Origin of the sequence: Streptomyces sp. Root1310, assembly GCF_001426425.1 — a bacterium.
In the GTDB taxonomy this organism is placed as follows: Bacteria; Actinomycetota; Actinomycetes; order Streptomycetales; family Streptomycetaceae; genus Streptomyces.
The window spans coordinates 173,716-187,762 of record NZ_LMEQ01000012.1; the positions used below are offsets into that span (position 1 = coordinate 173,716).

Here is a 14,047-nt window from a genome sequence, read left to right on the forward strand (position 1 = left end):
CCTCCCTCGGCTGGTCAGTGTGCCCCGGTGAGCCGGGACAGCGGCTGCGTCTCGCGTGGCGGCGGCCCGCCGAGTTCGCCGAGGCGCCAGTTCGGCACCCACGGGACGCGGTACACGTCGACGACCGATTCGATCACCTTCACCCGCTGGACGAGCGGCCGGGGCAGCCGGCCCGGCGCGTCCGCGACGAGCACCACCGCGTCCAGGTCGAGCCCTCGCGGAGCCTCGCCGCGCCGGAAGACCTCCAGGGTCCGCAGGACGGAGTCCAGCCCGGCCGCGTGGGTGCGGGCGACCAGTAACACGGACGGGGGATCCCCGGCGCCGGGCCAGGCGCGTCCGCAGTCGTGGCCGCCGTAGACCGCGGCGAGCGTGGAGCCGCCGGCCCCGCCGTGCGTGCAGACCCAGGAGAAGCGCCGGGGCGCGGCGGTGGAGGCGTACGGCATCGGCACCGGATCCGGTGCGGCCACCGGCCCGCGGATCCAGATCTCCGGCCCCCGCTGCCCGTCCGTCGTCCCCATGACCCGTGTTCCTCCCAGTCGTCGCCGTCCCCCGGGGCGCCCCTGATCAAGGTGGTCCCGGAGCTGCCCCGGGAGCGGGGCGTGGGTTCCTGGAACGAGGCTGTGACGTCGCGGTGACGCGTGGACCGGGAGCGCTCGGAGAGACTCAACAGTACGTGTCCACGTACACGTGCCTGGACGACCGGATCGTGACGACGCATCCGAGTGAGGAACCGATGTCTCGACTCAGCCGCGAGAAGAAGCGGGAACAGAAGTACGCCGGCCCCACGGCCGTCGTGGTGGCCCCGCTCGATGTCCATGTCCGCGGGGGTGGGACGGCGACGATAGGCGGTGTCCCGGTCGTGGCGGCCGACGGCGAGGAGATCCAGCGCGCCGTTCTGAGCCACCTCCACCGCATCGCCCTCGCCACCGGACACCCGGTCCTCGCCACGGTCCACGACGAACGCATCGGTTACGTCGTCGCCCTGCGCGTGGACCCGGACGGTTCCAGCCACTTCACGGCAGACCCCCTGCGGACGGCCGCGGCCGCGGCCCCGTCGGCGGCGGGAGAGGGAGAGGCCGCGAGGGGAGGGACAGCACCGGACACGCGGAGCACCTCACCGACCGGCTCGCCCGCGCCGACCGGCTCGCCCGCGCCGACCGGCTCGCCCGCGCCGGCTGTCTCGCCTGCTCCGACCGGCTCGCCCGCACCGGCTGTCTCGCCTGCGGCTGCCGTCGGGCCTGCCCCAGTCGGCATGCCCGCGCCGGTCGCTGCCCCGGCCGACCCGCCCGCGTCCGCCGTGGGTCGCGAGCCCGCCGACACGCCGGCCCCGGCTGTCTCGCCCGCGTCCGCCGCGGTCTCCGCGCCCGCGGACACGCCGGTCCCGGCCGGATCGCCCGTGTCCGCCGTTGGCCGCGAGCCCGCCGACACGCCGGTGTCCGTCGGAGACGCGCCGTCCGCTCGGCCGCGACGCGACAAGCCCACGCATCTTCTGCGCCCGGTGTCCGAGCCGGTGCGGGACGCGGCCCCGACCTTCCCGTTGCGCGCGGTGCCCGAGCAGGAAGCGGAGCGGGAGGCCCGGTCGGCGACGGCGCCCGCTCCGGCACCCGGGTACGCGGCGGGGGAGACCCCGGCCCCCGGTACGGTCACCGCCCCGACGGGTGTGTTCGGCCCGCCCCCGACCATGGACGAGCGGCCGATCCAGGACGCGGTTCCCGGCTCGACCCCCACCTCGACCCTGACCCCCGTCCCCACCACGGCCCCGATCCCGCTGCCGCTCCCGACGCCCGCCTCCGCCCCCACGCCCACCACCAAGTCCGGCTCCACGCCCACCCCGTTCCTCCCCGACGGGCTCATCTCCGACTCGGCGCTCGAACCTGACCCGGGTCCCAAGCCCACACCCGCCAGGGGCTTCGACGCCGTCGCGGAGGCCGTGCTCGGGGACGACCCCCGTACCCTCCACGGCGACGGCGGCCCCCCGGCCCTCCTCGCCGAACCGCTCGCGCGGATCAACGAGGCCGTGCGGGCGGGCCGCACGGACACCGCGGCCGCACTCGCCGAGCGGACCGTGCTGGAGGCGTCCGCAACGCTGGGGCCGGAGCACCCCGAGGTGCTCCGGCTGCGCGAACTCACCGCGTACATCGCCTACTTGGCAGGCGACCCGCTGCGCTCCTTCCACACCTCCCTCGACCTGGCCCGCATCCACCGCCGGACCCGGGACGCGGAGGCCGCGTACGGCAACGTGCAGAGCGCGGCGACGGCCTGGCGTGCCGTACGCGACCCCTTGCAGGGACTGAACCTGGGAACCGAACTCCTGGGCCTGTGGGCGGAGCTCACCACCGACGAGGGCCCGGCCGCCGACGACGTCGAGGAACTGGAGTCGGCCCGCGCGCGCATGCTCCGGCTGGCCGAACGCGCCCGGAAGGCGGGCGCGTAGCGGCCATCCGGCCGGTCAGGAGGACAGGGTCCAGACCGCGTACGCCAGCGCGTCCGCGTTGCGGTCCAGGGCCGTGTCGTTGATGTTGGCCGTGGTGTCGCAGGAGGAGTGGTAGCAGCGGTCGAAGGCCCGCCCGGCCGTGCCGCCCCACTTGGCCGCCTGCGCCGCCGTCTTGAGGTAGTCGGCGCCGCTGAACAGGCCGCCCACCGGCACGCCCGCGTTCTTGAAGGGGGCGTGGTCGGAGCGGCCGTCGCCCTCGGTCTCGATCTCCGTCGGGACGCCGAGGCCGGTGAAGTAGTCCTTGAAGGTCTTCTCGATGGCCGGGTCGTCGTCGTAGACGAAGTAGCCGGGGTTCGGCGAGCCGATCATGTCGAAGTTCAGGTAGCCGCTGATGCGGGCCCGGTTCGCCGAGGAGAGGTTGTTGACGTAGTACCGGGACCCGACCATGCCCAGCTCCTCCGCGCCCCACCAGGCGAACCGCAGGTGTTTGGTGGGGTGGTAGCCGGCTCTGGACACGGCGAGCGCCGTCTCCAGGACGGCCGCCGAGCCGGAGCCGTTGTCGTTGATCCCGGCTCCCGCTGTCACGGAGTCCAGATGAGACCCGGCCATCAGCACCTGACCGGTGTCGCCGCCGGGCCAGTCGGCGACGAGGTTGTAGCCGGTGCGGCCGGAGGAGGTGAACTGCTGGATGGTGGTGGTGTATCCGGCGGCGTCCAGCTTGGCCTTCACGTAGTCGAGCGACGCCTTGTAGCCGGTGCGGCCGTGCGCACGGTTGCCGCCGTTGGCGGTGGCGATGGACTGGAGCTGGGTCAGGTGGGCCTTGACGTTGGCCACCGGGATGTCGGGCGCGGCGGCTATCGTCCCGGACTCGGGGGCGGGTGCCGCCCCGGCTATGGATCCGGTGGCGAGCAGTGTGGCGGCTGCGACGACGGCGGTGACCGTCGCCCGCCCGGAAACGGGGAGCTTCATGGTGGGGGGCTCCGAATTCCAGCGGGACACCCGTGGGCGACCGTCGAGCACCTGGACGCCCACAGGTAATCCACAGTGAATGGGGTGACTGGATGGTGAAGCCGAGGCCAACACTCCGTCAAGAGCGCTATCCGGACAACGGGTTCACATAGCGAAGCCCCTGGTGTTCCTCAGTGCACGCAGAACTCGTTGCCCTCCGGATCCGCCATGACCACCCACTGCCCGGACGGCTCCTTCACCTCCCGCAGCACGCTCGCCCCCAGTGCCGTCAGGCGCTCGACCTCTCCGGCGCGCAGCTCCGTACCGGGATGCAGATCGAGGTGGAGCCGGTTCTTCACGGTCTTCGCCTCCGGGACCCGCTGGAACAGCAGCCGCCGTCCGAGCCCGGTCCCGCTGTCGGCGTCGAACGGGTCGTCGGGGTGGCGTACGGCGATCAGGTCCCGGAAGGCCGGGCGGCCGTGGAACTCCAGCGTCGCCGCCCCCGGCAGCGCGCCGAGCTCCAGCAGCCGCTCGATGAGCGCGCTGTTGTCCTCGACCTCGTAGTGCAGCGCTCCGGCCCAGAAGTCGGCCTGCGCGTGCGGGTCGGCTGAGTCGACGACGAGCTTCCAGTGCACGGGCGTGGGCCCGGCCTCGGGTACTCCAGATGTCTCGGTCATGCAGCCACTTCTAGCAGGCCCGCACCGGGTCGGCCTCCCACGCGCCGAACTCCGCCGCGGCGGACGGCCGGACCGTCGCGTTCTGATCCCGTCGCTGCCGTCGCCGCCGTCTACGGCTTGGCGAGGGGAGAGACTCCCGCCTCCGGAGCAGAGGCGGCAGGGACAGCAGGGACAGCAGGGGTGGCAGAGGCGGCAGGGGCAGCAGGGACAACAGAGACGGCGGCGATCGGGTCGGTCGCGTCAGACACCGTGGCGGCACCGGCCCTGACCGCGGCCTTGTTCTCGGTGATCGCGGGGCCGAGCGCCCGGGCCGCCCGGCGCGAGGTGCGCAACGCGTCCCCGGTGAGCAGCACCAGCGCCAGCCACACCAGCGCGAACCCGGCCCAGCGCTCGGGCGGCATGGCCTCGCCGAAGTAGAGGACACCGAGCAGGAACTGGAAGACCGGCGCCAGGTACTGCAGCAGCCCCAGCGTGGACAGCGGCACGCGGATCGCCGCCGCGCCGAAGCAGACGAGGGGGAGCGCGGTCACGAGACCGGTGGAGGCGAGCAGGGCCGCGTGTCCGAGGCCCTCGGTCGCGAAGGTGAGGCCGCCGTGCGCGGACAGCCACAGCAGGTAGCCCAGCGCGGGCAGGAACTGGACGGCGGTCTCGGCGGCCAGCGACTCGACCCCGCCGAGGTTGACCTTCTTCTTCACCAGCCCGTAGGTGGCGAAGGAGAAGGCGAGGGTGAGGGAGATCCACGGCGGGCGGCCGTAGCCGATGGTCAGGACCAGCACCGCCGCGAAGCCGACACCGACCGCCGCCCACTGCACGGGGCGCAGCCGTTCCTTGAGGATCAGCACGCCCATGGCGATGGTGACCAGCGGGTTGATGAAGTACCCGAGGGACGCCTCGACGACGTGGCCGCTGTTCACGGCCCAGATGTAGACGCCCCAGTTCACGGTGATGACCGCCGCGGCGATCACGACGAGCCCGAGCCGGCGCGGCTGCCGCAGCAGCTCACCGGCCCACGCCCAACGCCGTACGACGAGCAGTGCGACGGCGACGAAGGCGAGGGACCACACCATGCGGTGGGCGAGGATCTCGGTCGCCCCGGCCGGCTTGAGCAAGGGCCAGAAGAGGGGGACCAGCCCCCACATCCCGTACGCCGCGAGGCCGTTCAGCAGGCCTGTCCGGCCTTCGCTCTTCGACGTCCCGGCCACGGGGCCCTCCTTCTCACGTACAGGCATGCGTGCACGAAGGTAACGCCGAGCACCCCCGTCTGTCATGCCCGTATCGCCATACGGTCATGACAGGCAGGGGTGGCGCGGTGCCGGGCGGTCGGAGGGCCCTCGGGGGAGGGGCCGCCCTTGAGATCGGCCCGCGAGATCGGCCCGCGAGGTCAGCCCTTGAGCGCAGCCGTGATCGCCTCGGCGAGCGGAGTGGTCGGGCGGCCGGCCAGCCGGGACAGGTCGCCGCTGGAGACGACCAGCTCACCCTTGTCGATCGACGCGTCCACGCCGACCAGGATCGTGGCGAACGCCTCGGGCAGGCCGGCGCCGGTCAGGATGCCGGCGAGCACCTCGCCGGGCACGGAGTTGTAGACGATCTCCTTGCCGGTCTGGCGGCTCAGCTCGGCCGCGTACTCGGCGAAGCTCCACGCCTCGTCGCCGCCCAGCTCGTACGTCCGGTTCTCGTGACCCTCGCCGGTCAGCACGGCGACGGCGGCGGCCGCGTAGTCGGCGCGGGAGGCGGAGGAGACCCGGCCCTCACCGGCGGCGGCGACGACGGCGTTGTGCTCCAGCACCGGGGCGAGCTGCTCGGTGTAGTTCTCGTGGTACCAGCCGTTGCGCAGCAGCGTGTACGGCAGGCCGGAGGCGAGCAGTGCCTCCTCGGTGGCACGGTGGTCGTCCGCCAGTGCCGCGCTCAGGCTGCCCGGCGCGCTGGTGTAGGCGAGGAGCGCGACCCCGGCCGCCTTCGCGGCGTCGATCACGACCTGGTGCTGTGCCGGGCGGCCCTTGTCGAACTCGTTGCCCGAGATCAGCAGCACCTTGTCGCCGGAGGCGAACAGGCTGCCGAAGGTCTCGGGGGCGTTGTAGTCGGCGACGGCGATGCGTACGCCGCGGGCCGCGAAGTCGGCGGCCTTGGCCTCGTCGCGCACGACGGCCGTGATCTGCTCCGCCGGAACCTTCTCCAGCAACTGCTCCACGACGTGACGGCCGAGGTGTCCGGTGGCTCCGGTGACGACGATGCTCATGGCTCAGAACTCCTAGTGGGGGCTGCGGGTCTGCCACCGACCCTAGGAGAAGCACTAACCAAGCGAAAGTACCCACTTTGAAGTAAGGTACTGGCATGGCAGTAAGTATGCAGGTGGGAGCCGCCGAAGCGGAGGGCATGTGTCCGCACCGACTCGTCCTCGAACACGTCACCAGCCGCTGGGGTGTCCTGGCCCTGATCGAGCTGCTCGACCGCTCGCACCGGTTCAGCGAGCTGCGCCGGGCGATCGGCGGGGTGGGCCGGCCGGTCAGCGAGAAGATGCTCACCCAGACCCTCCAGACCCTCGAACGCGACGGCCTGGTGCACCGCGACGCCAAGCCGGTCATACCGCCGCGCGTCGACTACTCCCTGACCGACCTCGGCCGGGAGGCCGCCGAGCAGGTGCGCGCGCTCGCCCTGTGGACGCACACCCGGATGCCGGACGTGGAGCAGGCCCGCCGGGCATACGACGAGGCCCGGGAACTCCGCTCCCGGGCCTCGTGAACCGCGCGGGCTCCGCGCCTCAGCCGACGACCGTCCAGGTGTCGCCGCCCGCCAGCAGCGCCCCCAGGTCGCCCTTGCCGTGCTGCTCGATCGCCGCGTCCAGCTGGTCCGCCAGCTGGGTGTCGTAGACCTGCCGTTCGACCGAGCGCAGCACGCCGATCGGCGTGTGGTGCAGGGTGTCCGGGTCGGCCAGCCGGGACAGCGCGAAGGCGGTGGTCGGGGACGCGGCGCGCGCGTCGTGGACCAGGACGTCCGCCTCGTTCTCCGGCGTCACCGTGACCACCCGCAGATCACCGCTCGCCGGGTCGCGCACCACACCCCGCGCGCGGTCCGCCCCGAACCGGATCGGCTGTCCGTGCTCGAGCCGGATCACCGCCTCCTCGGCCGACTGCCGGTCCTTCAACGCCTCGAACGCGCCGTCGTTGAAGATGTTGCAGTTCTGGTAGATCTCGACCAGCGCCGTGCCGGGGTGGGCGGCGGCCTGGCGCAGCACCTCCGTCAGATGCTTGCGGTCGGAGTCGATGGTCCGCGCCACGAACGACGCCTCCGCGCCGAGCGCCAGCGACACCGGGTTGAAGGGCGCGTCCAGCGAGCCCATCGGCGTCGACTTGGTGATCTTGCCGATCTCCGAGGTGGGCGAGTACTGGCCCTTGGTGAGCCCGTAGATCCGGTTGTTGAACAGCAGGATCTTCAGGTTCACGTTCCGCCGCAGGGCGTGGATCAGATGGTTGCCGCCGATGGACAGCGCGTCACCGTCACCCGTGACCACCCATACGCTCAGGTCCCGCCGGGACGCGGCGAGACCGGTCGCGATGGCCGGCGCCCGCCCGTGGATGGAGTGCATGCCGTACGTGTTCATGTAGTACGGGAAGCGCGACGAGCAGCCGATGCCCGACACGAAGACGATGTTCTCCTTGGCCAGCCCCAGCTCCGGCATGAAGCCCTGGACGGCCGCCAGGATCGCGTAGTCACCGCAGCCGGGGCACCAGCGCACTTCCTGATCGGACTTGAAGTCCTTCATGGACTGCCGGGCCACGGCCTTGGGGACGAGCGAGAGCGCCTCGATCGTGCCCGTGCCTTCCGTCGAGGTCTCAGTCATCGATGGCCTCCTTCAGCGTCGCGGCAAGCTGCTCCGCCTTGAACGGCATGCCGTTGACCTGGTTGTACGAACGGGCGTCGACCAGATACTTCGCTCTGACGAGAGTGGCGAGCTGGCCGAGGTTCATCTCGGGGATGACGACCTTGTCGTAGCGCTCCAGCACCGCCCCCAGGTTGCGCGGGAACGGGTTCAGATGCCGCAGATGAGCCTGCGCGACGGCCTCACCCGCGGTGCGCAGCCGCCGTACCGCGGCGGTGATCGGCCCGTAGGTGGACCCCCAGCCCAGCACCAGGGTGCTCGCCCCGTGCGGGTCGTCGACCTCGAGGTCGGGGACGTCGATGCCGTCGATCTTGGCCTGCCGGACGCGGACCATGAACTCGTGGTTGGCCGGGGCGTAGGAGATGTTCCCGGTCCCGTCCTCCTTCTCGATCCCGCCGATGCGGTGCTCCAGCCCCGGAGTGCCGGGGACCGCCCACGGCCGCGCCAGGGTCTGCGGGTCGCGCTTGTACGGCCAGAAGACCTCGCTGCCGTCGTCCAGGGTGTGGTTGGGCCCCTGCGCGAACTGCACGGCCAGGTCCGGGAGCTCGTCCAGCTCCGGGATCCGCCAGGGCTCGGAGCCGTTGGCCAGGTAGCCGTCCGACAGGAGCATCACCGGCGTGCGGTAGGTGAGCGCGATCCGGGCCGCCTCCAGGGCCGCGTCGAAACAGTCGGCGGGGGTGCGGGGCGCGACGATCGGCACCGGCGCCTCGCCGTTGCGCCCGAACATGGCCTGCAACAGGTCGGCCTGCTCGGTCTTGGTCGGCAGGCCGGTCGACGGCCCGCCCCGCTGGATGTCCACGATCAGCAGCGGCAGCTCCATCGAGACCGCGAGCCCGATGGTCTCGCTCTTCAGCGCCACCCCGGGCCCCGAGGTGGTGGTGACGGCCAGGGACCCGCCGAAGGCCGCCCCCAGCGCCGCGCCGATCCCCGCGATCTCGTCCTCGGCCTGGAACGTCCGCACACCGAAGTTCTTGTGCTTGCTCAGCTCGTGCAGGATGTCGGAGGCCGGCGTGATCGGATACGACCCCAGGAACAACGGCAGATCGGCCTGCCGGGAGGCGCTGATCAGCCCGTACGACAGAGCGAGATTCCCGGAGATGTTCCGGTAGGTGCCGACGGGAAACGCTTTCGCCGCCGGGGCGACCTCATAACTGACCGCGAAGTCCTCGGTCGTCTCGCCGAAGTTCCACCCCGCACGGAAGGCGGTGAGGTTGGCGGCCGCGATGTCGGGCTTCTTCGCGAACTTCGACTTCAGGAACTTCTCGGTGCCCTCGGTGGGCCGGTGGTACATCCACGACAAGAGGCCGAGCGCGAACATGTTCTTGCTGCGCTCGGCCTCTTTGCGGGTGAGGTCGAATTCCTTGAGTGCCTCGACGGTCAGGGTGGTCAGCGGGACCGGGTGGAGCTGGTAACCGTCGAGGGAGCCATCCTCCAGCGGCGAGGCCGCGTACCCCACCTTCTGCATCGCCCGCTTGGTGAACTCGTCCGTGTTGACGATGATCTCCGCACCGCGCGGCACATCGCCGATGTTGGCCTTCAGCGCCGCCGGGTTCATGGCGACCAGCACATTGGGCGCATCACCCGGAGTGAGGATGTCGTGGTCGGCGAAGTGCAGCTGGAACGAGGAGACGCCGGGGAGGGTGCCGGCGGGCGCGCGGATCTCGGCGGGGAAGTTCGGCAGGGTGGAGAGGTCGTTGCCGAACGACGCGGTCTCCGAGGTGAAGCGGTCCCCGGTGAGCTGCATACCGTCACCCGAGTCGCCCGCGAACCTGATGATCACCCGGTCGAGACGACGGACGTCCTTCGTCCCACCCGGTTTGCGCTGCTCTCCCACGACGGTCCCGTCGGCTCCGTCGGTTCCGTCGTCCTGTTCCGCTGGACTGCTGACCTGACTGGTCACTGAACTGGACCTCCCTCGAGGTGGCTGTCCCGGAAGGCCTTCCCAAAGGCCGTCCACGGATCAACCCTACGTCTGTAAGGGTCGCCTTACCTCGGCCATTCGTATGACGGTCGTTGTCCCGAGACGGCCCGGCACCCCCGCTTTTCATGATTTCCCGCCGCCCGGCGCGAATCCGGTAGACGCTCCGGATCACACCAGGGTTCTCCACCGCCTGTGCGCCACCTCCACCGAGTTCCCCGCTCGACGAAAGGCACAGTGCCATCTCGCTACGAATTGAGATAGGTGAGAACCGCCAGTACGCGGCGGTGATCCCCGTCACTCGGCGACAGGCCGAGCTTCAGGAAGATGTTGCTGACATGCTTCTCCACGGCCCCGTCGCTGACGACCAGCTGCCGGGCGATCGCGGAGTTCGTCCGCCCCTCGGCCATCAGCCCCAGGACCTCCCGCTCCCGCGGGGTGAGCCCGGCCAGCACATCCTGCTTCCGGCTCCGCCCGAGCAGCTGGGCGACGACCTCCGGATCGAGGGCGGTACCGCCCTGCGCGACCCGCACCACGGCGTCCACGAACTCCCGCACCTCGGCCACGCGATCCTTGAGCAGATACCCGACCCCGCGACTGGAACCGGCCAACAGTTCGGTGGCGTACCTCTCCTCCACGTACTGCGACAGCACCAGCACCCCGAGCCCCGGATGCGCCTTGCGCAGCTGTACGGCGGCCCGCACCCCCTCGTCCGTGTGGGTCGGCGGCATCCGCACGTCCGCGACGACGACGTCGGGCAGCGCGCCCTCGTCGCCGAGCTCCGTAATGGTCTTGACCAGAGCGTCCGCATCCCCGACCCCGGCCACCACCTCGTGCCCCCGGTCGGTCAGCAACCGGGTCAGCCCCTCCCTCAACAGCACCGAATCCTCGGCGATGACCACCCGCACCCTGTCCTCCACGATCCTCGGCCCCCCAGCCGTCCACCCCGTTGGTAGAACCAGTCAAGCATTCCAGCAACGGGCCCGTCTGTACCCGCCGAGGAGCCCGACCACCGCGAGGACGGCGCGAATCAGGCCTTGACCCACCCGGTTTCGGCCTCGGAAGCAGCCACGGGCGAAACAGCGCGACGACAACCAGCCCGCCCGGACAGCCCCCGGCCGGGCGAGCGCGAAGAGGAGGCCTCACGGGCCGCCCCCGGGAGCCCGGGGCGGCCCGTGATCCGGCGCGGTCGTAGACCCGCCGGGGGCCGGAAGCCCGCGCGGGCGGGAGACGGGGCCGGGGCCGGAGCGGCCGGGAGGATCCGCGGGCGTGAGGCCGGGGGCCGCGGGGCCGTCGGGGGCCTGGGGGCGGTAGCCCCCAGGGGGTGGGACGGGTAGGGGCGGGGGCGAGGAGAGTCGCCGCTCAGACCCCGTTCCCGCGCCAGGGCAACTCCGCGGTCACCCGGGTGGGCCCGCCCGTCGGAGAGTCGACCACCAGGATCCCGTCCACCGCGTCCAGCCGTCCCGCGAGCCCGGCCAGCCCCGACCCCCCGCCGGAGGCATCCGCTCCGCCCACCCCGTCGTCCACCACCTGCAGCATCAACCGATCCTCCACCCGCCACACATCGACCGAGGCCGACCGCGCCCCACTGTGCTTGCTGATGTTCTGCAGCAACTCCGAGACGGTGAAGTACGCGATCCCCTCGATCGCCGGCGCCGGCCGCTCCGCCAGGTCCACATCCACCCGCACCGGCACCGTGCACCGCGACGCCACCGCCGACAGCGCCGCGTCCAGCCCCCGGTCCGTCAGCACCGCCGGATGGATCCCGCGCGCCAGGTCCCGCAGTTCCTGCAAGGCCGTCTTCACCTCGCCGTGCGCCTCGTCCACCATCCGCGCCGCCTCCCGCGGATCCTCCCGCAGCTTCTCCTTCGCCAGCCCCAGGTCCATCGCCAGCGCCACCAGCCGGGCCTGCGCCCCGTCGTGCAGATCGCGCTCGATGCGCCGCAGATCGGCGGACGCCGTGTCCACGACGACCCCCCGGTCGGACTCCAGCTCCACCACCCGCGCCCCCAGCGACGACGGTCCGAGCAGCCCGTGCACCATCAGCCGGTCCACCGTCGTCAGCGCCCGCACGATCCACGGAGCGGCCAACGTGATCAACAGCCCCACCAGCGCGGTCACGGTGATCTCGAAGGGGTTGTCGAGGTAGACGCTGTGCTGCTCGTCGCCGTACAGCTGCAGCCCGCCCTGACCGCCGTACATCGGGAAGACCCAGAACCACAGCGGATACGTCAGCATGGTCCAGCCGAACGACCACACGGTCAGTGCGACGGAGAAGGAGAACACCGCCCACGGAAACTGCACCACCGCGTACAGCGCCTGCCGCCACGACGTTCCGCTCTTGAGAACGGCGGCCATCCAGGCCAGCGCGCCCTTGCCCCGTGGCCGCAGCGGCTCGGGATCGGCGACCTCCAGGCCGAGCAGCCCCCGCGCCCGGGCCCGCTCCAGCGCTCCGAAGCCCCGGCCCGCGGCCAGTCCCGCCGCCAGCACCGGAATGCCGAGGAACGTCACCAGCAGGCCGGCCCCCAGCGACAGCATCGTGATCGTGAAGGTGAACAGCACGATGCCGATCGGCAGGCCGAGCAGGACATAGAGGAGTTCCTGCCAGTGGCGCGCCGTGAGCGGCTCACGCAGCCAGGTCGGCAACAGGTGACGGCGCTCGCCGTCGCGACGCCCGTACCCCGGGTCGTACCGGTCGTGGCGCCCGTACTGCCCGTACTGCCCGTACTGGTCAGGCTCCCCGTACTGCCCGTACTGCGTGGCCATCGGCGTCGTCCGTTCTACTCGTCCTGCTCGTCGCGCAGCTGTCGATCCGTACCTCCCACCCTGCTCGGTGGCGAGGGCGTGGACCATGGAGTCCGTCGGCGTCTTGGAAGGGGGGTTTTCCCTACCTCCCATGGCCGCCGTCCCCCATGTCCGCCTCTCATGTCCGCGGTCCCTCATGTCCGCCGTTTCTCAGGTCCGCCATCTCCCCGCGGCCGCCGCCGACTGCACCCGCCCCGCTACCCGCTCTGTCCGCGATTCCGCCAGGGCAACTCCGCGGTCACCGTCGTGGGACCTCCCACCGGCGACTCCACGACGAACAGTCCGTCGACGGCGTCCAGCCGCTCCGCCAGTCCGCGCATCCCCGAACCGCCGTCGAGCCGTGCCCCGCCCCGGCCGTCGTCCCACACCTGGATGAGCAGCCGGTCGTCGGTCCGCCACACGTCGACCGAGGCCGACCGGGCCGCGCTGTGCTTGCTGACGTTCTGGAGCAGCTCGGAGACGGTGAAGTAGGCGATGCCCTCGATGGCCTGTGCCGGTCGGGACGGCAGGTCGGCGGTCACCTTCACCGGCACCGTGCAGCGCGAGGCCACGGAGGACAGCGCCGCGTCCAGCCCCCGGTCGGTGAGGACGGCCGGATGGATCCCGCGTGCCAGGTCGCGCAGCTCCTGGAGCGCGAGCTTCACCTCGCCGTGTGCCTCCTCCACCATCGCCGCAACGACGTCGTCGGCCTGCCCCTCCAGCAGCTTCTCCTTCGCCAGGCCCAGCCCCATCGCCAGATTGACCAGCCGGGCCTGCGCCCCGTCGTGCAGATCGCGCTCGATGCGCCGCAGATCGGCGGCCGCCGTGTCGACCACGACCCCCCGGTCCGACTCCAGCTCCGCGATCCGCCGCTCCAGCTCGTCGGAGGGGGACAGCAGGGCCCGCACCATCGCCCGGTCCGCGTTGGTCAGCCCGCGCGCCAGGAACGGCAGCACCGGCCACAGCACGAACAGCGAGGGAACGACCACGCTGAACGTCAGGACTCCCCAGGGCAGCCGGATGAGGTCGTACAGCACCGTGCGCCAGGCCACCGGGTCCTTCAGCATCAGCCACAACTGCTGGAAGAGCCCGCCCGCCCTGCGCAGCGGCAGCGGACTCGGCTCGTCGATGCGCACCCCGAGCAGCAGACGCGCGCGACCCCGTTCGAACCGGCCCAGCAGCCGCGCACCGGCCAGCCCGAGCGCGAGCAGCGGGAACCCGATCACCGTGACCGTCATCGCGGCGCCGGTCACGATCACCGTCATCACATAGGTGAACCCGATCAACGACATCGGCAGGTTCGTCAGAAGGTGCGCGATCTCCTTCCACGTCTGCGAGTCGTAGGCGAGACGTGCCGGAGGAAGACGGTCCTCGTCCCGCCCCGCCGTGCCCGGCACAGCGGTCGTGAG

At 71.6% G+C, this 14,047-nt stretch carries 12 protein-coding genes; 2 read left to right on the top strand and 10 right to left on the bottom strand.

Annotated features, from left to right (window positions below):
- Nucleotides 1–14: 14 nt before the first annotated feature.
- The gene (locus ASD48_RS18900) at nucleotides 15–518 is read right to left on the bottom strand and encodes a hypothetical protein (RefSeq protein WP_057602826.1); all 504 of its coding nucleotides are present in this window, start codon (nucleotides 516–518) and stop codon (nucleotides 15–17) included.
- 215 nt (nucleotides 519–733) lie between these two features.
- Here ASD48_RS18900 and ASD48_RS43430 point away from each other — a divergent pair, with 215 nt between their 5' ends.
- On the top strand, nucleotides 734–2,434 hold the full coding sequence (locus tag ASD48_RS43430; RefSeq protein ID WP_063887481.1) for a tetratricopeptide repeat protein: 1,701 nt from the start codon (nucleotides 734–736) through the stop codon (nucleotides 2,432–2,434).
- A 15-nt stretch (nucleotides 2,435–2,449) separates the two neighbouring features.
- On the opposite strand, the gene ASD48_RS18910 is transcribed toward ASD48_RS43430, so the two are convergent.
- The 4 genes from ASD48_RS18910 to ASD48_RS18925 form a co-directional block, all read right to left on the bottom strand.
- Nucleotides 2,450–3,403 (bottom strand): M28 family metallopeptidase, encoded by a 954-nt coding sequence (locus ASD48_RS18910; protein WP_057602828.1) that lies wholly within the window; start codon nucleotides 3,401–3,403, stop codon nucleotides 2,450–2,452.
- Between the two features lie 170 nt (nucleotides 3,404–3,573).
- Entirely contained in the window at nucleotides 3,574–4,059 is a 486-nt protein-coding gene (locus tag ASD48_RS18915; RefSeq protein WP_057602829.1) for a VOC family protein, read from the bottom strand.
- Between the two features lie 110 nt (nucleotides 4,060–4,169).
- Nucleotides 4,170–5,288 carry an EamA family transporter RarD gene (gene rarD, locus ASD48_RS18920; protein WP_242432653.1) on the bottom strand — a complete coding sequence of 373 codons (1,119 nt, stop codon included), beginning with the start codon at nucleotides 5,286–5,288 and terminating at the stop codon, nucleotides 4,170–4,172.
- Nucleotides 5,289–5,440: 152 nt separating this feature from the next.
- Complete coding sequence (locus ASD48_RS18925; protein ID WP_057602830.1) at nucleotides 5,441–6,295, bottom strand: SDR family oxidoreductase; 855 nt, start codon at nucleotides 6,293–6,295, stop codon at nucleotides 5,441–5,443.
- Nucleotides 6,296–6,390: 95 nt separating this feature from the next.
- On the opposite strand from ASD48_RS18925, the gene ASD48_RS18930 reads away from it, so the two are divergent.
- A complete protein-coding gene (locus ASD48_RS18930; RefSeq protein WP_242432654.1) occupies nucleotides 6,391–6,798 on the top strand; it encodes a helix-turn-helix domain-containing protein in 408 nt (135 codons plus the stop codon).
- Between the two features lie 19 nt (nucleotides 6,799–6,817).
- Here the strand turns inward: ASD48_RS18930 and ASD48_RS18935 are convergent, their stop codons facing one another.
- The 5 genes from ASD48_RS18935 to ASD48_RS18955 all read right to left on the bottom strand — a co-directional run bounded on the left by ASD48_RS18935 (nucleotide 6,818) and on the right by ASD48_RS18955 (nucleotide 14,035).
- Nucleotides 6,818–7,897, bottom strand: a complete 1,080-nt coding sequence (locus ASD48_RS18935; RefSeq protein ID WP_057602832.1) for a 2-oxoacid:ferredoxin oxidoreductase subunit beta — start codon at nucleotides 7,895–7,897, stop codon at nucleotides 6,818–6,820.
- Nucleotides 7,890–9,836 (bottom strand): 2-oxoacid:acceptor oxidoreductase subunit alpha, encoded by a 1,947-nt coding sequence (locus ASD48_RS18940; protein WP_057602833.1) that lies wholly within the window; start codon nucleotides 9,834–9,836, stop codon nucleotides 7,890–7,892. The genes ASD48_RS18935 and ASD48_RS18940 overlap by 8 nt, the downstream gene beginning before the upstream one ends.
- A gap of 266 nt (nucleotides 9,837–10,102) precedes the next feature.
- On the bottom strand, nucleotides 10,103–10,774 hold the full coding sequence (locus ASD48_RS18945) for a response regulator transcription factor (RefSeq protein WP_028806907.1): 672 nt from the start codon (nucleotides 10,772–10,774) through the stop codon (nucleotides 10,103–10,105).
- A 442-nt stretch (nucleotides 10,775–11,216) separates the two neighbouring features.
- Complete coding sequence (locus ASD48_RS18950; protein ID WP_057602834.1) at nucleotides 11,217–12,620, bottom strand: sensor histidine kinase; 1,404 nt, start codon at nucleotides 12,618–12,620, stop codon at nucleotides 11,217–11,219.
- A 236-nt stretch (nucleotides 12,621–12,856) separates the two neighbouring features.
- Nucleotides 12,857–14,035, bottom strand: coding sequence for a sensor domain-containing protein (locus ASD48_RS18955; protein WP_057602835.1), 1,179 nt, complete (start codon nucleotides 14,033–14,035; stop codon nucleotides 12,857–12,859).
- Between the last annotated feature and the right edge of the window lie 12 nt (nucleotides 14,036–14,047).